This window comes from Clostridium zeae, from assembly GCF_017312485.1.
In the GTDB taxonomy this organism is placed as follows: Bacteria; Bacillota; Clostridia; order Clostridiales; family Clostridiaceae; genus Clostridium_AR; species Clostridium_AR zeae.
The window spans coordinates 346,641-365,872 of the sequence record NZ_BMBA01000002.1 but is presented as its reverse complement, the minus strand read 5'-3'; the positions used below and the strand labels follow the sequence as shown (position 1 = coordinate 365,872).

Sequence of the window (19,232 nt, the reverse complement as noted above, 5' to 3'; positions counted from 1 at the left end):
ATGAGTATAGGTATTTTAATGGATACTTACGTAATCTATGTTTGAAGTTTTTTAGTTTGGATATGATGAATTTCATGTATATATAAGTTGATAATTTTATAATAAAAGGCGGGAAGAAAATGAGAATAACTAAAAAAGATGCTGCTAGGTTTATTTTAAATCATCAAAAACTATTTCCATCAAGAGAGCTCAAAGGAAAGAACGGAATAATGGAGTTTATAAATTTAGTGGGATCCATTCAGTTTGATCCTTTAGATGTAGCTGGATACAATTCTAATCTTGTGTTGCAGTCAAGAATAAAGAATTTTAAAGTTGACATGTTGTATGAATTACTGTACGAAGATAGAAAGCTTATTGATGGTTGGGATAAAAATATGTGCATTTTTAGTACTGAAGATTGGCCGTATTTTAAAAGGTACAGAGAAGAATGGCTCGAAAGATTTTCTAATAAAGATGTTGAAATTGATAATATATTAGGATTTATTAGAAAGGATATTAGAGAAAAGGGGCCACTTTCATCAAAAGATTTAGAATTTGATACGAAAGTAAATTGGGCTTGGGCACCAACGAGAGCATCAAGGGCTGCACTTGAAAGTATGTATTTTTGGGGAGAACTCATAGTTCATCATAAGTTAGGTACAAGAAGATTCTATGATTTTACTGATAAATATATTGATAAAGAGATACTAGAAAAAGATGATCCTAATAAAAACTTAAAAGAATATTTTAAATGGGCAATTAAAAGAAGAATAGGTGCGATAGGACTTTTATGGAATAAGCCTAGCGATGCGTGGCTTGGTATACATTGGATGAAGAGTAATGATAGAAAGACAGCTTTTCAAGAATTAATAGATAGTGGTCAGGTGTTTCCAGTTGAAGTTGAAGATATTGAACATACACTCTATATAAGAAAAGAGGATATGGAAGTTCTTCACGACACATTAAGCAGTTCTAAAGTACCGAACAAGGCTTCATTCATAGCCCCATTGGATAATCTAATGTGGGATAGAAAACTAATAAAAGAAATATTTGATTTTCAATATACATGGGAGGTATATAAACCAAAAGAAATAAGAGAGTATGGATATTATGTGCTGCCAGTAATATATAAAGATAAGTTTATAGCAAGGTTCGAACCTAAATACAATAAAAAAAGTAAAACTTTAGAGATAATAAATTGGTGGTGGGAAGAAAATATAACTTTAACCAAAGCTATGGAAAATGCTTTAGCAAAATGTTTTAGCGATTTCATGGAGTATCTTGGCGCAGAATATATCGAGGTAAGTGGAATAGATGAGCTTGAGATAATAAAAATGAATATACAAAAGTGAAAAACGATTTTGCCAGTGCTTCTAAAAGTATAACTTTTGGAAAATAGATGTGAAAATCAAAGGAGATTTAATTTTTGTTTTGTGGATATATTAATAGAATGATAAAAAATATATAAAACTATTGAAAATTATTTATTTTACTTGTATAATAAATAAAAATTGCATTGCTAAAGATATTGATAAGAAAGAGTACATTAAGTAATTTCTTAAAGAGAGTTATGGATGGTGGAAGCATAGCAGAAAAACTTTATGGAAGCAGTCTTTGAATCTCTTGCTGAGAAATAAGATTAATTTTTAGTCTTAAGTAGGCAAAGACGTGACCTCACGTTATAGAGGACGGGAATTAAAGATTTTTAGGATTAAGTTTGATTAGATATTAAGAGCTTATTGGTTACAATAGGCTTGTATGCTAATTATCTTTTAACTAAGAATACTATGTTCCTACTAAGAGAGTGCTTAGGCACTAATTAGGGTGGTACCGCGAATATACTCCTTCGTCCCTTTCCAGGGATTGAGGAGTTTTTTTATTCTTTTGGAAGTTATATTTTAGATAAAGTTGTGGATAAGTATATGTAGATGGCTTAAATGCATATATCAGAGAAAGAATAAAAAATAAGATTTATGTCGCCTGCCAAATTTTCCTCATATGCATTCGGAAAGGCAGATGCGCAAAAAAAACCACTGAAGAAAGCCGCTTCAGCGATTTTTTTCATTCTATTTTACTTTATTTTTATTATATTTTGGGGAGGTTTTATATATGGATGAAATATTAGAAATCTTAGAAAAGAACAGTAAATACACTGCTGAGGAAATAGCGGTGATGACGGGAAAACCACTAGAAGAAGTCAAGCAAACAATAAAGAAGTATGAAGATGACAGTGTAATTGTTGGATATACAACTTTGATAAATTGGGAAAAGACGAATAAAGATAGTGTTACAGCTCTAATTGAGGTAAGAGTAACACCTCAAAGAGGAGAAGGCTTTGATAAGGTTGCTGAAAGGATATATAAGTTTCCAGAAGTAAAGGCTTGCTATCTTATGTCAGGTGGATTTGACTTAACTGTCATAGTAGAAGGAAAGAGTCTTAAGGAAGTTTCGCTTTTTGTATCTGAAAAGCTTGCTGTTCAAGAAAATGTGTTGAGTACAGCTACTCATTTTGTATTAAAAAAATATAAGGATAATGGAACTATATTTGAAGAAAAGACTAGGGATGATAGGGAGGATATATTTATATGATGCTTGAAGATATGATTAAATCAAATGTAAGAGATATGCCTCCTTCTGGTATAAGAAAGTATTTCGATCTTATAAATGAAATGGATGATGTTATATCCTTAGGTGTTGGAGAGCCAGACTTTGTAACACCTTGGAATATAAGAGAAGCAGGAATATATTCACTAGAAAAAGGGCATACACATTACTCATCCAATGCAGGATTTTTAGAGCTAAGAGAGGAAATATCAGCTTATCTAGATAGAAAGTATAGCTTGAAATATGATCCTAAAGATCAAATAATTGTAACTGTTGGTGGAAGTGAAGGTATCGATATAGCGCTTAGAGCTTTAGTTGGACCAGGAGATGAAGTTATTATTCCGGAACCAAGCTTTGTAGCATATAAAGGATGTACTACTTTTACCGGAGCAACTCCAGTAGTTATAAATTTGAGAGCTGAGGATCAATTCAAGCTTACTGTTGAACTTTTAGAAGAAGCAATTACTGAGAAGACTAAGGTTCTTATAGTTCCTTTTCCAAATAATCCAACGGGAGCTATTATGACAAGGGAAGAACTTGAACCTATTGTGAAGTTCCTAGAAGATAAAAATATAATAATATTATCTGATGAGATATACTCGGAGTTATCTTATGGAGAAAAACATGTTTCTATAGCAAGCTTTCCAGAAATAAAAGATAAAACCTTAGTTATAAATGGATTTTCTAAGGCTTTTGCTATGACTGGTTGGAGACTAGGCTATGTTTGTGGCCATCCGATATTAATAGATGCTATGAAGAAAATACATCAATATGCAATAATGAGTTCACCTACAACAGCTCAATATGGAGCAATTGAAGGCCTTAGAAATTGTGATGATGATGTTCAAGAAATGGTAAGAGAGTACAATAGAAGAAGAAGAGTAATGCTAAATGCTTTCAATGAGATGGGACTTGAATGTTTTGAACCACTAGGAGCTTTTTATGTATTCCCATGCATTAAATCCACAGGACTTACATCGGATGAATTCTGTGAAAAACTACTTTTAGAGGAAAAGATTCTTGTGGTACCAGGAAATGCCTTTGGTGATTGTGGTGCAGGCTTTATAAGAGCATGTTATGCAACTTCAATGGATGAGATAATGGAAGCAATGAAGAGGATAAAGAGATTTGTTTCTAGGATTAAAGAAACAGAATAGAATAAAAACCATGTGTCTTGAGATAGCTTTAGACATATGGTTTTTATTTTTATCGGTATATAAAAGCTAATAATTTAGCAGATGGCACAAGAAGAAGTTAACCTAAAAGAGTACCGATAAGCTTTGTGCCTATTAGCATTATCACTAGAGCCTTTACATCACCATATTCTCTTTTTCCTCTGTAAGCCTCGTCTGTTATTATAGCTGATCTTGGATCAATAAATAATGTTAGAAGTATGGATGCAATACCATTTATAAGGCCTGATGATTGAACTATAGCATTGGCCTTACCAGGTACCATAAAGGAAGCGTAGTTAGCAGCAAGTACACCAACTGTGTATACTCCAGTTATCAAAGCATTTAGCAGTAGTAGTCTCTTCGGTATATTTTTATATCTAAGATTTTTAATCATGGATTTCTTAGGCTTTATGGTATTTCTAGCTATCCTTTTTATATTACTTATGCTTAGTGATTGAATAACTAAACTTGGCACAGAACCAGTAACTTCAAGTTTTTTCATACCAATCTCAAATAGTTTTAGAAAAGTAGGGATTAGTATAATAGCAAGAATAGTACCACCTGTAGCTGCAAATATTACACCTCTGATATTATTAATAGGATCATATTTACTTCTTAAACTATCATCAATTATGTAACCGATAAGTGGACCTTGAAAGGTATTTGCTGTTCTAGAAATTAATACAATTAAATTAAATAAAGAAGTTGATAAAGCGAAGTTTCCACTCTTTACTGAATTCAGTCGTACTGAATATGATAGCGTATCAATAAAGTGAATTATTAATGTTGCAGCTATTAATATAATGTATTTATTGAGCATAGTAAGATACTCCTTATAGAAAAATCAATTGTTATATATAATTGTTTGTTGCTTTTTAGCGTACATCATTTAGACATTATAGCATAGTGTAAAAGATTTACTTAAATAATTTGTAATATTTACAGTATATTAACCATTTGGTAAGATTTGATTATTTTTATTTGCTTTATTTACAAAAAGTTCATTTGAAATTTATAAATGATAGAATAGAAAGTTTTTGTATAATAGTATCAAATTATATAATAAAAAATAAGATATACTACAAAGCTTTTTATAAGGAGTTATGAAAGTATGATTAAGCTTGGTAGCACTGGAGAAGAGGTAACTAAACTACAAGAAAATCTTATGGCCTTGGGCTATAATCTAGGTACTTCAGGTGCAGATGGCAATTTTGGAAAAGCTACTTATAATGCTGTCCTGCAGTTTCAAACGGACTATAAACTGAAAGTAGACGGAGTTGTAGGAGTTAATACAGAATATGCAATAGATAAAGCTATATTAACTCATAACACTGAATACAGTAATAAATCACAGTTAGGTGATTTGCAGATATACGTAACTGGGCAACAGTTAAGAGAAATAGGGTGGAAGAACGTTACAGATTCCATGGTAGAAGACTTAAATAGATGTTTAGAAAGATATGAGATTACTACGCTACAAAGAATAAGACATTTTATAACTCAATGTAGTTATGAGTCTGGCTTGGGGTTATATACAAAAGAAATAGGAAGTGGATTAGCATATGAATATAGAGAAAGTTTAGGGAATCGATATGCTGGTGATGGGCCAAAGTATAAAGGAGCAGGTTATATTCAGCTTACCGGATTTGATAACTATAGGAGATTTTCAGAAGATATTCATGACCCTAGAGTAATGGAAGGCGTAGACTATGTTGCTAAAAATTATCCATGGACAAGTGCAGGATTTTGGTGGTCTTCAAATTATATGAATGAACTTTGTGATAGAGGAGCTACGGTAGAAGAGATAACTGTAAGAGTAAACGGAGGTTATAATGGAGTAGAACAAAGAAAAATATATTATAAGCTTTGTGCTGCAGTTATTAAATAGAGTGAAAGAGATTAAATAAGCAACTATTTATTATAACTGGCTATGATTTATTTTTTATTTTAAGTCTTAGCCAGTTATTTTTTGCGCCATTCCATCTGAAAAAATCATTTAATTCTAATTGCTCGCTCATATAGCATCTCCTGTATAACCAATTAATTTCAACAAGATTCTTAAACATAGACTAAGTAAAATAAAGATTTAAGCTATTTGCTAATATTGTAAAGAAGACAATTATTGGTATAATTATAATTATTACTGTTGTACTTTTAAGTGAAGGAAATAATAATTATAAGGAGATCATCGAAAAGATGAAATTGAAAAATGAAATCTTTTGATATGGAAAAAATGAATGAATTTAGATTTATAACTGGTGGAATAGAATTACTAGATTTAGTAAGACCTTTATGGCAGATGCTGAATGAATTACATAAGGAAAAGTCCAAGGATTTTCAAAATCAATATATAAGTTTTACCTTTGAGGAAAGAAAGAAAAAATTAATGGTTTCGAAACATATGCACATAGATATTATTGCTGACTCTAGTAATAAATATATTGCATATTGTATAAGCACAATAGACAGTGAATTAGTAGGTGAAGTTGACTCGTTGTTTATAAAAGAAGATGCTAGAAAATTAGGCTTAGGTGATGAACTTTTAAAAAGATCTTTAAGTTGGATGGAAAATAATAATGTAAGGAAAAAAATCATTACTGTTGCGGCTGGAAATGAAGATGTAATTAACTTTTATAATAAATATGGGTTTAAGAAAAGAAGGATTATTTTAGAATATGTTGAGGAATAAAAAACAAGGTGAATTTGATAACTTAGTTAAGTTATGATTCACCTTGTTTTTGCAAGATTTATCTTAAATGTAATAAACTCATTATAGAGAAGAAGTGGAATACACTTCCTGCTATTACAAAAAGGTGCCAGATAGCATGATTATACTTTATCGAATCCTTTATGAAGAAGAACGCTCCAACGGTGTATGATACCCCGCCTAAAACTAGAAATAGGAATCCGTAAAATGGCATAGTCATGTAAAGTGGTTTTATCGCAAACATGATAAGCCAGCCCATGACAACGTAGAGAACAGTAGAAAGCACTTCACGTTTTCCAGTATAAAACGCCTTAAGAGTTATTCCTAGCACAGTACATCCCCACACAATACCGAAAATTGTCCAACCAATAACCCCTCTTAATGCAGTAAGACAGAAAGGGGTATAGCTTCCTGCTATTAGAATAAATATTGACATATGATCAAATTTTCTAAAGAGTCTCTTTATATTTTTTCCTGGCAAACTATGATATAAGGTTGACTCTAGGTATAATAGGACTAAGGTTGAACCATAAATAGAAAAGCTAACTACATGCCACACTGTTCCATATATTGCTGCAAAAACCACAGCAATTACTAAAGCAGCTATTGCTAAGGCTGTTCCAATTCCGTGAGTTACAGAATTCATTATTTCTTCTTTTTTTGTGTAAAAGTTGTCTTCCATAATTACTCCTTTTCTTTGAGATTAATGATATGTTAAAAACTTTATAAGTTATAATATTCACTAAATAAATAGATAATAATATAAATATAAACATTAATCAATTAAATGAATAGTTGTTAAAAGATACATACTATATCAATAATACAATTTTACCCCTAATTTATAATTTGTATTTCAAAATATTGAGGGTTTTTTATTATATTTCGTATTAATGTAATATATTTATTGAAACTTATATTTAAAAATTATATCACAAAATATATATAAATATTAATTTTGAAATGGGAATAATAATTTTATAGTAATTTTTTAATAACTTTATTTGATTTAATATACCATTATAATGTATTATAGAGGTGGTAAAAATTTTATATTATAAGTGAAATAGTAGAGTCTTATCCTATCTAAATATTTTTTACTGAGAATATAATAAAATCCAGTATATAAAATTTATATAGGTTTAAAATAAGAATATCTCACTAAAGAGGGGTGCTAGAATGAAATCATTTCAATCGCTAATTAATGAAACTTTAGATGCTGAAGATTTAGAAGAATTGGAAGCAGCTGCAGATTTGTTCCAGTTTGGTATAGAGAAAGGTTACTATAATAGAAGACAGGTAGACGAATTTAATAACGCTTACTGGAGTGTAAAAAATAGATATTTAGCATATGAAATTGCTCAAAAGGTTAAAGCAAATAAGCTAGATATAATAACAATAGTTTCTAATGCTCCTGCTGAAATAAAGGAAAATAAGAATGAACTTCTTAATTACGTTAATGGACGTATGAAAGCATTAAAAGGAAAAATAAGTGGAATAAAGTAATTTATAGATGTACCAGCTTTATTATTTTTTATAATAATTTGAACCTATTGATATAAAACGATGGACTTGATTATTGTAAATAAACTAAGTGGTACATCTATTTTTATTTTTTATGAAATCATAAAGCTCCTCATAGATAATGAACCTAATTCTATCCCTTCATACAAAAAGCTTACCTTTTCATCAGCTTCTTTAAGAGCCGCTATATATAGTAGTGGAAGAAAGTGTTCATCTGTTGGTAGTGATAACTTTTCTATAAGACCCTGATTTTTATAATTTAGTAGAGCTTCTTGATCATTATCAGTTAATGCCTTTGCTATAAATCTATCGAATTCTATAGCCCAGTCAAAAGGGGTAGCATCAGAATCAAAGTTGATTTTTCTTAAGTTGTGGACTATGTTTCCACTGCCTAAAATTAAGAAACCTTGTTCCCTGAGGCTTTTTAGCTTTAACCCTAATTTATAATGCTCTTCTGGAGTGAAATTGTGATTTAAACTTAATTGAAAGGCTGGAATATCTGCGTTTGGATATAAGTGTTTTAAAATGGCCCAAGCACCATGGTCTAATCCCCACTGATTAGTAGACTTAACTCCGAAATCTTTTAAGCTTTCATAGGCAATTTGAGCGTATTTCTTCACACCAGTAGGTTTGTATTGTAATTGATAAAGCTCATCTGGAAATCCGTAAAAATCATATATTTGTCTAGGCTCATCCTGTATATCTATATAACTTCCATCAGTAAGCCAATGGGCTGATACTATTAATATAGCTTTTGGTTTTTCAATTGTTTCTCCAAGTTTTTTAAGCATTTCAGTATAATCGTTATTTTCTATAGCATTCATAGGACTTCCATGTCCTATAAAAAGAACTGGTAATCTTTTATTCATAAATATATCTCCGATCAAATTGTTATTTTAAATTAGTTAGTTACTTTTTTATATACAATATACTTAATTGAAGGGAATTGCAATAGTTTTATAAAAAATAATACTGTGCTTAGCAAAATTATTGTGAAAGTTTACTAGATATGGTTATAATTATGTCTGTAGAATAAAAATAATGATAGAGGAATTGTGGAAATGAGTGATTTAAGTAAAACTCCTAATATAGGGAAAGTATTAGAACAAAGATTAAAAGAGGTACATATAGATACGTACCAAGAACTAAAAGATATTGGAAGCAAGGAAGCATATAAGAGAATAAGGGAAATAGACCCAGGTGCATGTCTTAATATGCTTTGTGCATTAGAGGGTGCGATTCAAGGAATAAGATGGCATTCTTTAAGTCAAGAAAAAAAGGATGATCTAAAAATGTTTATAAATTCTTTGTAAGTTATTAAGTTTATCTGTAAAAATTTATTTAGCAAGGAGAACCAGTATGATTGAATTGAGAGAGCTGTCACTTGAAGATGATATAGAAATTTATAATATGCTTCAAGAAATTGGTCCAGGAGAGAATGGATTTTTTAATGATGGATATAAGTATCCATTTGATAGTTTTGGTAAATATCTATTAGAAAACTATAATGCCTCAAAAGGAATAGGATTAAAAATAGGTCATGTGCCTCAAACAACATTTTGGCTGATTATAGATGGACAACCTATAGGAATAGCTAAACTGAGAAGTTATTTGAACACGGCACTTAGAGAATCAGGGGGACATATAGGATATAGTATAAGACCTAGTGAGAGAAATAAGGGATATGGAAAAATGCTATTGAAGGAAGTGCTAAGCAAAGCTAAAAATGCTGGAATAAAAGAGGCTTTGATTACCTGTAATGAGGATAATTTGGGATCTAGGAACATTATAGAAGCAAACAGTGGAAAATTAGAAGAGATAAAAGAAGGACACTGCAAATATTGGATAAAATTATCAGAATGATATTGTCAGTTTATTTTTTTGAATTTAATGACAAATACAATAAAAAACAAAACTTATTCGCTAGTAAATTTCCGCATATATATTAGGGAAAACATATGTATAAAAAAACTCTCTGAAGAAAGGCACTTCTTCAGAGAGTTTTTACTACGAAAATAAATTATATGAATTATCTATCGTTTTTAACCTTTTGCTCATATCTCCAATACATAACAATTGCTACTAGTGTAAAGAAAACAGGTCCGCCAATCATCCAAAGAGTAGATGACCAATCGCCGTTTGTAGCAGGTTCTATTATTGTAAAGAAGTTAGCAAATCCAACTGTGAAAGTAACTAATATCGTAGCTATTAATGCAGTTGTATTACTTTTGAAAACTTCAAATGGCTTTTTAATTTCAGTTTTCTTCTTAAAGGAAGCAAAAGCTCCTGATATAAATAAGTATGGTAGAGTCATAGCTACATTTGTCATTAATACAAGCTTTGTAAAGAATTTAGCTGCGCCTTCTCCACCGAAAGATACTAATAAAATGAAGACAATAACTATAACACATTGAACCCACATTGCATTTTTAGGTATACCATTTTCAACCTTACTCATTTTTCCTGGCCATAATTTTGCAGGAGTTCCTTCTATGATTTGTTTTAGTGGAGCGTATGATAATGTGAAGAATGCACCAGTTAAAGCAAGGAACATAGAGAATCCAACAAATCTAGCAACCCAAGCACCTAGTTGTAATGAAGCTGCTTCGCTTAAATGGAAGCCAACACCTAGTTGATAACCTAAGTTTCTCATAACAACATAAGCTACATTTCCCATATGAACACCTTTTACTGAAAGCACATCTTGCCAATTTGTAAAGATTCCACATAAGAATATCCCTAAAGAATAACCAATAGCGATGATTATAGCTGCAATTGTTATACCCTTAGGGAAAGTAACCTCAGCATTTTCAGTTTCATCAACTAATCCACCTACTACTTCTATACCACCATATGCAAATATTGCAAATACCAAGAATGATAATATAGATATAGATGATTGATATGAAGGATTTGGTGATGCGAAGAACGCAGAACCAGATTTAACAGATTCAGCTACATGTCCTCCGTTGACAATTAGAACTATAACTGCGCCTATAAGCAATACTATATTTAATAGAGCTACTGCAGTTCCTCCGATTGAAGTTATCTTAGTTATTTTTTCTAGCCCTTTTGAAGCTGTAAAGGTAACCACTAAAATCCATGCTACTCCCATTAATCCTAAGGTTTGAGTAGAGCTAAGTCCTAATATTGACCAAGTGGCTGTAGTATCTTTGCCGAAAATCATGTTTGAAAGTGGAATCCATATTACGGAACATATGTTAACCATCCAAACCACGTAAGATGCATACCACATAAAGGTTCCTATGAACGCATATCTAGGACCAACTGATTTCTCCATCCAAGAATATATTCCGCCTTTTTCATTTTTGAATGCAGCACCATATTCTGCCATCATAAAAGCGAATGGTATAAAGAAAGCTATTGCAGATACTATGTACCAAGGAATTGCGCTATATCCCATAAGATAAAAAGATCTTGGCATATTTGCAAAGCCGAATACTGATGTAAAAATCATTAATACTAATGATACCAGTGTTAATTTTTTCTTTTTATTAGTTTCCATTTTTCTCCCTCCGTGAAACATTTTAAATAAGTATTAGTTTTTAGTAAACTTATTTTAAAGATAGTGATTCATATTTGTATATATTGCACATAACATTATATATCTTGGTGTAACAAAATCAATAACCAGAACAACTGATTAAATGCTTATTAAGTTACAATAAAATTATTAAAGATTTAACAAGGAAATAATAAAAATAATATTGTATTAAATAATTACATTATTTTTAGCAAAAGACATAAATTTTATTAAAAAAATAGAAAAAAATTAAAAAAACTATTTACAAAATAAGGGCGCTTTACTATAATAAATTCATAAAGTATTAAATCGATGAGTAAGAGTAGTAAGCGTATAGAAAGAATTACAGAGAGCTGCGGTGGTGAAATGCAGTATTTGGATATAAGCTGAATGGACTTACGAGAGGGAACCGAAAATTATAGTAGGTGACACGTGTTCTCACGTTACAGGGATAGGATATTATTATGTATCTGATTAAGAGATTACTTTTAATTAAGTAAATTGAGGTGGCACCGCGATTATATCGTCCTCTATATGCATTTATTTGCATGTAGAGGACTTTTTGTTTTTTTAATATATATTAAATCAGTTAATTTTCATTTCTTTGGATAGCAGCTGTCCAGTCAATATTTTAATTCCAGGATAAAGATATCTTTCATAATTAAAAAACTAAATATCATTAAAAGGGTATAAAAGTCAAATATAACTAATTCTTATACCTTTAATAAATAATATCAAAAATAGATTTTTCAATATTCAGAAAATTAGAGTACGCTTAATTTTAGGAGTGAGGTGGTTATTATTTTTAATTATACAAAAAATGAGTTCGATTTTCTAAGACAAAGAGGATATTCCATAGATCTAAATCTAAAATTTCATGGTGATGAGACTACACCAATTTCCATATTTTATTCCTTGAGAAGAGAGAAGATGTTCCTTCTAGAAAGTTCGGTTTTCGATGAAGAAAAGGGAAGATATAGCTTTATAGGTATTGAACCTTATGCTGAGATTAGTAGTAGGGGATTAGAAATAGAAATGTTACAAGATGGGATTACTACAAGGATTAATGGTAGAATACTTGACCAAGTGCAACAGTTTATTGAGAAGGTGAATTATAAAAAGGAGAGTACAATACCATTCCAAGGTGGTGCAGTAGGCTATGTTGGATATGATGTTATAAAACAATATGAATGTATATCAAACTCAAATAGAGATTCATTAAATTTACCTGAAGCTTATCTAATGTTCTATAAAAGGTTTGTAGTATACGACCACTATGATAAAACAGTTTCTATACATCAAATAGTTTTAAATAACGAAAGTGTAGATTACCAAGAGGTAGAAGATAATCTATTGCAGATGAAAGAAAGAATATGTTCTTATAACAAAACTAATGCAATTAAAACTGAAGCTTCTAGCAAAGAAATAAATTCAAACACTTCAAAGGAAGAGTTTGTAAAGATGGTTAGTGATGCAAAAAAATATATAGAAAATGGAGATGCTTTTCAAATAGTTGTTTCTCAGAGATTTAGCTGTGAGTTTAGTGAAGACCCATTTAAGATATATAGAAAGCTAAGAAGTAAGAATCCTTCACCTTATATGTTTTTTATAGATTACGATAGCTTTCAAATAGTAGGTTCATCTCCAGAAAGTTTAGTTACAGTAAAGGGAGAGGTGGTTACCACTATGCCTATAGCTGGAACTAGAAAGAGAGGAGCTAATATACAGGAGGATGAAAAGATAAAAGAAGAACTTCTTAGAGATGAAAAAGAAGTAGCAGAGCATTTGATGCTAGTGGATTTAGCAAGAAATGACATAGGCAGAATAAGCAAAATTGGAACTGTTAAAGTAGAAAGGCTAATGGATATTGAAATGTATTCAAAGATTATGCACATTGTCTCGAAGGTAACAGGAATATTGAAGGAGACTAATAAATCTTTTGATGCCTTGAAGTTTTGTTTACCGGCAGGAACTTTATCAGGAGCTCCTAAAATAAGGGCAATGGAGATAATAGAGGAGTTGGAAAAAGAAAAAAGAACAGTTTATGCAGGTGCAATAGGATACTTTTCTTTTAACGGAGATATGGACACCTGTATAGCAATTAGAACAGTGGTGCTAAAAGATGGAAAGGGATATGTTCAAGCTGGTGCAGGTATAGTTTATGATTCTATTCCAGAACTAGAATACGAAGAAAGCTACAATAAAGCACTTGGTGTTTTGGAGGTTATACAATGATTATTTTAATTGATAATTATGATTCCTTTACTTATAACGTTTATCAATATTTAAGCGAGCTAGGTGAAGAAGTTGAAGTTTATAGAAACGATAAGATAACATCGGATGAGATTAGGCAGCTGTCTCCAGAGGCTATTATAATTTCTCCTGGACCAGGTTATCCAAAGGACTCAGGAAACTCTTTAGATATAATTAGTGGAAATTATAAGGATATACCTATGTTAGGCATATGCCTTGGACATCAAAGTATAGGCCAGGTTTTCGGAGGAACAATTATTAAAGCAAAAAAAGTAATGCATGGGAAAAGTTCAGAAATTTATCATGAAGACAATGATTTGTTTAAAGATATACAATGTCCAACTAAAGTCATGAGGTACCATTCATTGGTTATAGATAAAGCTTCTCTTAGTGAAGAACTAAAAGTTATAGCTACTTCTCTTGATGATGAAGAAATAATGGCAGTAAAGCATGTTAGATATCCTGTTTATGGTATACAGTTTCATCCAGAATCCATTTTCACACCTATGGGGAAAAAACTACTAGAAAATTTTATTGAAATAAAAAATAGTTTGAGGAGGAAAGCAATATGAAATCAGAATTTCAAGCCGCTCTTAAAAAGATAACTTTGAATGAAGAATTGACTATGGAAGAAGCTTTTGATGCTAACAAATATATATTAAGTGGAGATGCAGAAGAAAGCGAGATTGGAGCTTTTCTTGCTGCACTAAAAACAAAGGGTGAAAAGCCGGAGGAGATAGCAGGTATGGCTAAAGCAATGAGAGAACTTTCAAGCATAGATTTTGATTTTAAAGATTCCTTTGATAATTGCGGTACAGGAGGGGATTTTTCAAATAGCTTCAATATAAGCACAACCTCAGCTTTTATATTAGCTGGAGCAGGTGTAAGAGTTGCTAAGCATGGAAATAGATCGATTTCTAGTAAATGCGGGAGTGCTGATCTCCTTGCTGAGCTTGGAGTGAATATAGAACTATCAAAAGAAAATGTAAAAAGACTTATGGAGGAAGTTGGGATGGCATTTTTATATGCACCAGCAATGCACCCAAGAATGAAGTATGTTATGAAAGTAAGACGAACTCTTGGAATTCCCACCATTTATAACATACTTGGGCCTCTGACAAATCCTCTAAATCCAAACAATCAACTTATAGGTGTATATAAGAAAGATTTGGTTAAAGATCTTTGTGAAGCATTAAAACTCTTAGGTAAGAATAGGGCTTTGGTTGTGAATGGTGATAATAGACTGGATGAAGGAACTTTAGATGGAGATAATTATTGTGCATTTTTGGCTGATGGGCAAGTTAAAGAAATGGTTATAAATAGCGGCAGCTTCGGGTTTGCTACAGTAACTTTAGACAAGTTAACCGGTGGAGATGCAAAAGAAAACAGTAAGATAACCATGTCTATATTAAATGGTGAAAAAAGTCATTATCGAGAGGCTGTGGTCTTTAATTCAGCGCTTGGGCTAATGGCCAGTGGAGCAAGCAATGATATTGCGTTAGGCATTGAGCTGGCAAAAGAAATAATAGATTCGGGAAAAGCAAAAGAAAAGCTTGAAAAGCTTGTAAAGGAGAGTAATAGGATATGAAAAATTTCTTAGAAGAAATACTTCGTCTAAAAGAGCTTGAAGTTGAAACTTTGAAGCTTCAGTACAAGGATCATGATTTTCCTGAAAGAAAGCGAGCTTTTCATTCCTTTGTAATGGAATTAAATAAAAGTGATGATTTTAAAGTCATAAGTGAAATAAAAAAAGCCTCACCCTCCAAGGGCGATTTAAATACTCTGCTTAATCCAAAGCTTAGAGCCTTAGAGTATGTAGAAGCTGGGGCGGATTGTATCTCAGTTTTGACAGAAAGGCATTTCTTTAAGGGAAAAGAACAGGACATCGTTGACGTAGGTGAAGCTGTTGATATTCCTTTACTTAGAAAGGATTTTATAATAGATTCAGTGCAATTACAGCAAACCTTAAGCCTTGGCGCTGACTTAGTTCTCTTAATTGCAGCTATAAATTCAAAGGAAAAACTTAAAGAATTATATTATGAAGCTGTGAAGCTTGGTCTTGAACCTCTTGTTGAAATTCATGATGAAGAAGATTTGGAAAAGATTTTAGAACTAAAGCCAAAGCTTATAGGGATTAATAATAGAAACTTAAAAAGTTTTAAAGTTGATATAAATACAACTATCACATTAAAAGCAAAAATGAATTTTCCTAATAGTTATGTTATTTCTGAAAGTGGCTTTGATAACATAGAAAAAATAAAAAAGGTAAAGACATATGGGATAAGAGGTATTCTCGTAGGGGAAGCTTTTGTTACCTCAAATAATTTTAAGGAACTGATATCAAGCTTTAAAGGTGGTGGAGATTAGTATGTCAACACTAATAAAAGTATGTGGAATAAGAGACTTAAAAACTGCAAGATTTTGTAGTGAGCTAGGTGCAGATGCTTTAGGCTTTGTTTTTTGTAAAAGCATTAGAAAGATAACGGCTGAGGAAGCAAAGAGAATAATAACTTCACTGCCTAAAAATATGTTGAAGATAGGTGTTTTTATGGATAATGCCATTGAAGAAGTGCGACAAATCAGAGATTTTTGCAGCTTAGACGTGGTTCAATTACACGGCGATGAAGAGATAGATTATTGTAAACAAATTAAATCCCCATATATAAAAGCCTTTAAATCTAACGAAAATGATTTTAATAGAATGAAAGAATATGATTGTTTTGGGTATTTAGTAGATTCACCAAAAGACTTTGCAGGAGATATGATAGGGAAGGTCTTTGATTGGAAGTTACTAAAAAATGTCCCTGAAGATATAAGAAATAAGCTTATATTGGCTGGTGGACTAAATCCAGTAAATGTAGTTGAAGGTATCAAAGCTGTAGCGCCATTTATGGTGGATGTTAGTAGCGGAGTTGAAACCAATAGAGTAAAAGATTTTGATAAAATTGAAGCATTTATAAGGAAGGTGAGAGATTTTGAAGAAAATTAAAGATTATGTTATGCCAGATGGAAGAGGACACTTTGGAATATATGGTGGGAGGTTTATCCCTGAAACCCTTATGAATTCAGTAATTGAATTAGAAGAGGCTTATTTAAGATATAAAGATGATGAGGAATTCAAAAAAGAAGTTGAGTACTATTTAAAAGATTATGTTGGAAGAGAAACACCATTGTATTTTGCAAAAAATCTTACAGATTATTGTGGTGGAGCAAGAATTTATTTGAAAAGAGAAGATTTAAATCATACTGGTGCTCATAAGATTAATAATACTATAGGACAAGTAATACTGGCAAAAAGGATGGGAAAGAAAAAGGTTGTTGCAGAGACTGGTGCTGGTCAGCATGGTGTTGCCACTGCTACTGCTGCAGCACTGTTTGGCCTTGAATGTAAGATTTTTATGGGAGAAGAAGATATCGAGAGACAAAAACTTAATGTCTTTAGAATGAAAATGCTTGGTGCAGAGGTAATACCGGCAAAAAGTGGGACTAAAACCTTAAAGGATGCAGTGAACGAAGCGCTTAAGTACTGGGTCAGTAATGTATTTGATACCCATTATGTAATGGGATCGGTACTTGGTCCGCATCCTTTTCCAATGATAGTAAGGGATTTTCAAAGTGTTATCGGAAGTGAAACCAAAAAGCAAATTATGGATATAGAAGGAAAACTACCTGATGCAGTTATTGCATGTGTTGGTGGAGGAAGCAATTCGATGGGGATGTTTTATCCTTTAATAAAGGATGAGTCGGTAGAACTCATAGGAGTTGAGGCTGCTGGAGAAGGCGTTGATACTGAAAGACATGCTGCCACTATAACAAAAGGGGAAGTAGGAGTGCTTCACGGAAGTATGATGTATATTCTTCAAAATAGAAGTGGTCAAATACAAGAAGCTTATTCAATATCTGCGGGCCTAGACTATCCTGGAGTTGGTCCAGAACATTGCTATCTTAAGGATATTGAAAGAGCAAAATATTCTTATATTGATGACAACGAGGCTTTGGAAGGTTTCAAGCTCCTAACAAAGTTAGAAGGAATTATTCCTGCTATGGAAAGCGCCCATGCTATAGCTCATACTGTTAAGATTGCCAAAGATTATGACAAGGATAAAATTATTGTAGTGTGCTTATCTGGTAGAGGGGACAAAGATGTAGAAAGAGTAAGTGAGATTTTGGGGGTGAACTTAGTTGATTAGAGAAGTAATAGACAGCCTTAAAGAACAAAATAAAAAAGCTTTTGTGCCTTATATAATGTGTGGAGATAAGTCTATTGAGTATACTAAGAAAACTATATTAATGCTCGCTGAGATAGGTGCAGCGGCAATAGAGATAGGTGTTCCTTTTTCTGACGCAGTAGCTGATGGAGAAAGGATACAAGAAGCTGGCAACAGTGCTATTGCAAATGGAGTTAACTTAAAAGTAATTTTTAGTATGATAAGTGAGGTTAGGGAAAAGACTTCAGTGCCACTAATTCTAATGACTTATCTTAATCCAATAATAAATTATGGTATTGAGAACTTCTTTAGGGATATGGGAAATGTAATGGCTGATGGACTTATAGTTCCTGATCTTCCATTAGAAGAATTTGATTTTCTACTTCCCCATTTAGAGGGTAAAAATATAAGTTTAATACCACTATGCGCTATAACTAGTGGTGAAGATAGAATAGAAAAGCTTTCTACAGCAGGAAGCGGATTTTTGTATGCAGTTACTGTAGCAGGGGTAACTGGTGCTCGAAAAAGTTTTAACGATGATACTATGAGATTCCTAAAGCAAGCAAAAAAAATATCAAAACTTCCTGTACTAGCTGGTTTTGGAATATCTACTCCTGAGCAAGCAAAACAAATCTCTGAATTTTGTGATGGAGTTGTAATTGGAAGCAAGGTTATGGAATTAGTTAATGCTGAAGATTACGAAAGTATCGAAAAAATTGTAACAGCCTTAGGTTGATTAATTAGTTATAGAGCTTTAAATAATATATGGTAAACAATGTTTTTTATTTTGAAAATAAAGTGAAAGTATATAATTAATATTATTGTTGAAGTTAAAGTAGCTGATGGTGTGACATTTTAACTTCAACTATAATACACAAATATTGCATAATAAAAAATATATTAAAAATTTTCTAAAAATATATAGTGAAAATGTTTTCTGAGGTTGACAAATAGAAAATAAAGGATTATGCTTTTATAAATTGATAGATTAAAATTCCGATGGAGGTAATTATGAATAGCAAAATTAGAGAAAGATTAGAACAAGTAAATAGCTTTTTTTACTTTTTTAGCTGGGGTTATTTTTATAACGCTGGTTACTTGTTCTGCAATCGAATAAAAGTTTCTCTAATGAGTTAGCTTAATAAATCCAATGTTGGAAATGTTATAAATCGGTAAAAAATAAGGCTCATTAGGTTGAGTCTTATTTTTTTTTACTGTATTGGAAAATGTTGAAAAAT

19 protein-coding genes and 2 other annotated features are annotated in these 19,232 nt (G+C 31.6%); of the genes, 15 read left to right on the top strand and 4 right to left on the bottom strand.

The genetic code is table 11. From position 1 onward, the window contains the following. The first annotated feature begins 119 nt into the window (after window positions 1–119). The 3 genes from J3477_RS11050 (at window position 120) to J3477_RS11040 (ending at window position 3,740) form a co-directional block, all read left to right on the top strand. On the top strand, window positions 120–1,331 hold the full coding sequence (locus tag J3477_RS11050) for a winged helix-turn-helix domain-containing protein (protein WP_206870010.1): 1,212 nt from the start codon (window positions 120–122) through the stop codon (window positions 1,329–1,331). A gap of 167 nt (window positions 1,332–1,498) precedes the next feature. Next, window positions 1,499–1,836 (top strand) — a binding site (T-box leader). Between the two features lie 252 nt (window positions 1,837–2,088). Beyond that, window positions 2,089–2,568, top strand: a complete 480-nt coding sequence (locus J3477_RS11045; RefSeq protein ID WP_206870009.1) for an Lrp/AsnC family transcriptional regulator — start codon at window positions 2,089–2,091, stop codon at window positions 2,566–2,568. Then, window positions 2,565–3,740, top strand: a complete 1,176-nt coding sequence (locus tag J3477_RS11040) for an aminotransferase class I/II-fold pyridoxal phosphate-dependent enzyme (protein ID WP_206870008.1) — start codon at window positions 2,565–2,567, stop codon at window positions 3,738–3,740. Before J3477_RS11045 ends, J3477_RS11040 begins: the two co-directional genes overlap by 4 nt. Window positions 3,741–3,837: 97 nt before the next feature. Here J3477_RS11040 and J3477_RS11035 read toward each other — a convergent pair whose 3' ends face one another. After that, the gene (locus J3477_RS11035) at window positions 3,838–4,578 is read right to left on the bottom strand and encodes a lipid II flippase Amj family protein (protein WP_206870007.1); all 741 of its coding nucleotides are present in this window, start codon (window positions 4,576–4,578) and stop codon (window positions 3,838–3,840) included. A 291-nt stretch (window positions 4,579–4,869) separates the two neighbouring features. Between J3477_RS11035 and J3477_RS11030 the strand changes: the two genes are divergently transcribed. Both J3477_RS11030 and J3477_RS11025 read left to right on the top strand, forming a co-directional pair. Continuing rightward, a complete protein-coding gene (locus J3477_RS11030) occupies window positions 4,870–5,646 on the top strand; it encodes a peptidoglycan-binding protein (RefSeq protein ID WP_206870006.1) in 777 nt (258 codons plus the stop codon). Window positions 5,647–5,967: 321 nt separating this feature from the next. Further along, window positions 5,968–6,447, top strand: coding sequence for a GNAT family N-acetyltransferase (locus J3477_RS11025; protein WP_228731269.1), 480 nt, complete (start codon window positions 5,968–5,970; stop codon window positions 6,445–6,447). A 58-nt stretch (window positions 6,448–6,505) separates the two neighbouring features. Here the strand turns inward: J3477_RS11025 and trhA are convergent, their stop codons facing one another. Then, complete coding sequence (gene trhA / locus J3477_RS11020) at window positions 6,506–7,147, bottom strand: PAQR family membrane homeostasis protein TrhA (RefSeq protein ID WP_206870005.1); 642 nt, start codon at window positions 7,145–7,147, stop codon at window positions 6,506–6,508. Between the two features lie 497 nt (window positions 7,148–7,644). Here trhA and J3477_RS11015 point away from each other — a divergent pair, with 497 nt between their 5' ends. Then, a complete protein-coding gene (locus J3477_RS11015; RefSeq protein ID WP_206870004.1) occupies window positions 7,645–7,971 on the top strand; it encodes a hypothetical protein in 327 nt (108 codons plus the stop codon). 110 nt (window positions 7,972–8,081) lie between these two features. On the opposite strand, the gene ygiD is transcribed toward J3477_RS11015, so the two are convergent. Further along, the gene (gene ygiD, locus J3477_RS11010) at window positions 8,082–8,858 is read right to left on the bottom strand and encodes a 4,5-DOPA-extradiol-dioxygenase (protein WP_206870003.1); all 777 of its coding nucleotides are present in this window, start codon (window positions 8,856–8,858) and stop codon (window positions 8,082–8,084) included. 192 nt (window positions 8,859–9,050) lie between these two features. Between ygiD and J3477_RS11005 the strand changes: the two genes are divergently transcribed. Together J3477_RS11005 and J3477_RS11000 are read left to right on the top strand one after the other, a co-directional pair. Further along, window positions 9,051–9,302 (top strand): TfoX/Sxy family protein, encoded by a 252-nt coding sequence (locus J3477_RS11005; protein WP_206870002.1) that lies wholly within the window; start codon window positions 9,051–9,053, stop codon window positions 9,300–9,302. A 46-nt stretch (window positions 9,303–9,348) separates the two neighbouring features. Beyond that, the gene (locus J3477_RS11000) at window positions 9,349–9,852 is read left to right on the top strand and encodes a GNAT family N-acetyltransferase (RefSeq protein ID WP_206870001.1); all 504 of its coding nucleotides are present in this window, start codon (window positions 9,349–9,351) and stop codon (window positions 9,850–9,852) included. A gap of 166 nt (window positions 9,853–10,018) precedes the next feature. Here the strand turns inward: J3477_RS11000 and yjeM are convergent, their stop codons facing one another. Continuing rightward, complete coding sequence (gene yjeM / locus J3477_RS10995) at window positions 10,019–11,515, bottom strand: glutamate/gamma-aminobutyrate family transporter YjeM (protein WP_206870000.1); 1,497 nt, start codon at window positions 11,513–11,515, stop codon at window positions 10,019–10,021. Between the two features lie 321 nt (window positions 11,516–11,836). After that, window positions 11,837–12,067: a binding site (T-box leader), on the top strand. Between the two features lie 258 nt (window positions 12,068–12,325). Here yjeM and trpE point away from each other — a divergent pair. The 7 genes from trpE to trpA are packed head-to-tail and all read left to right on the top strand — an operon-like array spanning window position 12,326 to window position 18,730. Beyond that, window positions 12,326–13,768, top strand: a complete 1,443-nt coding sequence (gene trpE, locus J3477_RS10990; protein ID WP_228731268.1) for an anthranilate synthase component I — start codon at window positions 12,326–12,328, stop codon at window positions 13,766–13,768. Further along, the gene (locus J3477_RS10985; RefSeq protein WP_206869999.1) at window positions 13,765–14,358 is read left to right on the top strand and encodes an anthranilate synthase component II; all 594 of its coding nucleotides are present in this window, start codon (window positions 13,765–13,767) and stop codon (window positions 14,356–14,358) included. Before trpE ends, J3477_RS10985 begins: the two co-directional genes overlap by 4 nt. After that, a complete protein-coding gene (trpD, locus tag J3477_RS10980) occupies window positions 14,355–15,374 on the top strand; it encodes an anthranilate phosphoribosyltransferase (RefSeq protein ID WP_206869998.1) in 1,020 nt (339 codons plus the stop codon). Before J3477_RS10985 ends, trpD begins: the two co-directional genes overlap by 4 nt. Further along, window positions 15,371–16,153: an indole-3-glycerol phosphate synthase TrpC gene (locus J3477_RS10975; RefSeq protein ID WP_206869997.1), complete on the top strand. Its 783-nt coding sequence runs from the start codon at window positions 15,371–15,373 to the stop codon at window positions 16,151–16,153. Before trpD ends, J3477_RS10975 begins: the two co-directional genes overlap by 4 nt. Window position 16,154: 1 nt before the next feature. Then, complete coding sequence (locus tag J3477_RS10970) at window positions 16,155–16,775, top strand: phosphoribosylanthranilate isomerase (RefSeq protein ID WP_206869996.1); 621 nt, start codon at window positions 16,155–16,157, stop codon at window positions 16,773–16,775. Between the two features lie 10 nt (window positions 16,776–16,785). After that, window positions 16,786–17,976: a tryptophan synthase subunit beta gene (gene trpB / locus J3477_RS10965; RefSeq protein WP_206870726.1), complete on the top strand. Its 1,191-nt coding sequence runs from the start codon at window positions 16,786–16,788 to the stop codon at window positions 17,974–17,976. Continuing rightward, the gene (gene trpA / locus J3477_RS10960; protein ID WP_206869995.1) at window positions 17,969–18,730 is read left to right on the top strand and encodes a tryptophan synthase subunit alpha; all 762 of its coding nucleotides are present in this window, start codon (window positions 17,969–17,971) and stop codon (window positions 18,728–18,730) included. The genes trpB and trpA overlap by 8 nt, the downstream gene beginning before the upstream one ends. The last annotated feature ends 502 nt before the right edge of the window (window positions 18,731–19,232 follow it).

Excerpts from the sequence above, each read along its gene's own strand:
- J3477_RS11050 (WP_206870010.1), top strand. The coding sequence starts at position 120 with ATGAGAATAACTAAAAAAGATGCTGCTAGGTTTATTTTAAATCATCAA.
- J3477_RS11045 (WP_206870009.1), top strand. The coding sequence starts at position 2,089 with ATGGATGAAATATTAGAAATCTTAGAAAAGAACAGTAAATACACTGCT.
- J3477_RS11040 (WP_206870008.1), top strand. The coding sequence starts at position 2,565 with ATGATGCTTGAAGATATGATTAAATCAAATGTAAGAGATATGCCTCCT.
- J3477_RS11035 (WP_206870007.1), bottom strand. The coding sequence starts at position 4,578 with ATGCTCAATAAATACATTATATTAATAGCTGCAACATTAATAATTCAC.
- J3477_RS11030 (WP_206870006.1), top strand. The coding sequence starts at position 4,870 with ATGATTAAGCTTGGTAGCACTGGAGAAGAGGTAACTAAACTACAAGAA.
- J3477_RS11025 (WP_228731269.1), top strand. The coding sequence starts at position 5,968 with ATGAAATCTTTTGATATGGAAAAAATGAATGAATTTAGATTTATAACT.
- trhA (WP_206870005.1), bottom strand. The coding sequence starts at position 7,147 with ATGGAAGACAACTTTTACACAAAAAAAGAAGAAATAATGAATTCTGTA.
- J3477_RS11015 (WP_206870004.1), top strand. The coding sequence starts at position 7,645 with ATGAAATCATTTCAATCGCTAATTAATGAAACTTTAGATGCTGAAGAT.
- ygiD (WP_206870003.1), bottom strand. The coding sequence starts at position 8,858 with ATGAATAAAAGATTACCAGTTCTTTTTATAGGACATGGAAGTCCTATG.
- J3477_RS11005 (WP_206870002.1), top strand. The coding sequence starts at position 9,051 with ATGAGTGATTTAAGTAAAACTCCTAATATAGGGAAAGTATTAGAACAA.
- J3477_RS11000 (WP_206870001.1), top strand. The coding sequence starts at position 9,349 with ATGATTGAATTGAGAGAGCTGTCACTTGAAGATGATATAGAAATTTAT.
- yjeM (WP_206870000.1), bottom strand. The coding sequence starts at position 11,515 with ATGGAAACTAATAAAAAGAAAAAATTAACACTGGTATCATTAGTATTA.
- J3477_RS10985 (WP_206869999.1), top strand. The coding sequence starts at position 13,765 with ATGATTATTTTAATTGATAATTATGATTCCTTTACTTATAACGTTTAT.
- trpD (WP_206869998.1), top strand. The coding sequence starts at position 14,355 with ATGAAATCAGAATTTCAAGCCGCTCTTAAAAAGATAACTTTGAATGAA.
- J3477_RS10975 (WP_206869997.1), top strand. The coding sequence starts at position 15,371 with ATGAAAAATTTCTTAGAAGAAATACTTCGTCTAAAAGAGCTTGAAGTT.
- J3477_RS10970 (WP_206869996.1), top strand. The coding sequence starts at position 16,155 with ATGTCAACACTAATAAAAGTATGTGGAATAAGAGACTTAAAAACTGCA.
- trpB (WP_206870726.1), top strand. The coding sequence starts at position 16,786 with ATGCCAGATGGAAGAGGACACTTTGGAATATATGGTGGGAGGTTTATC.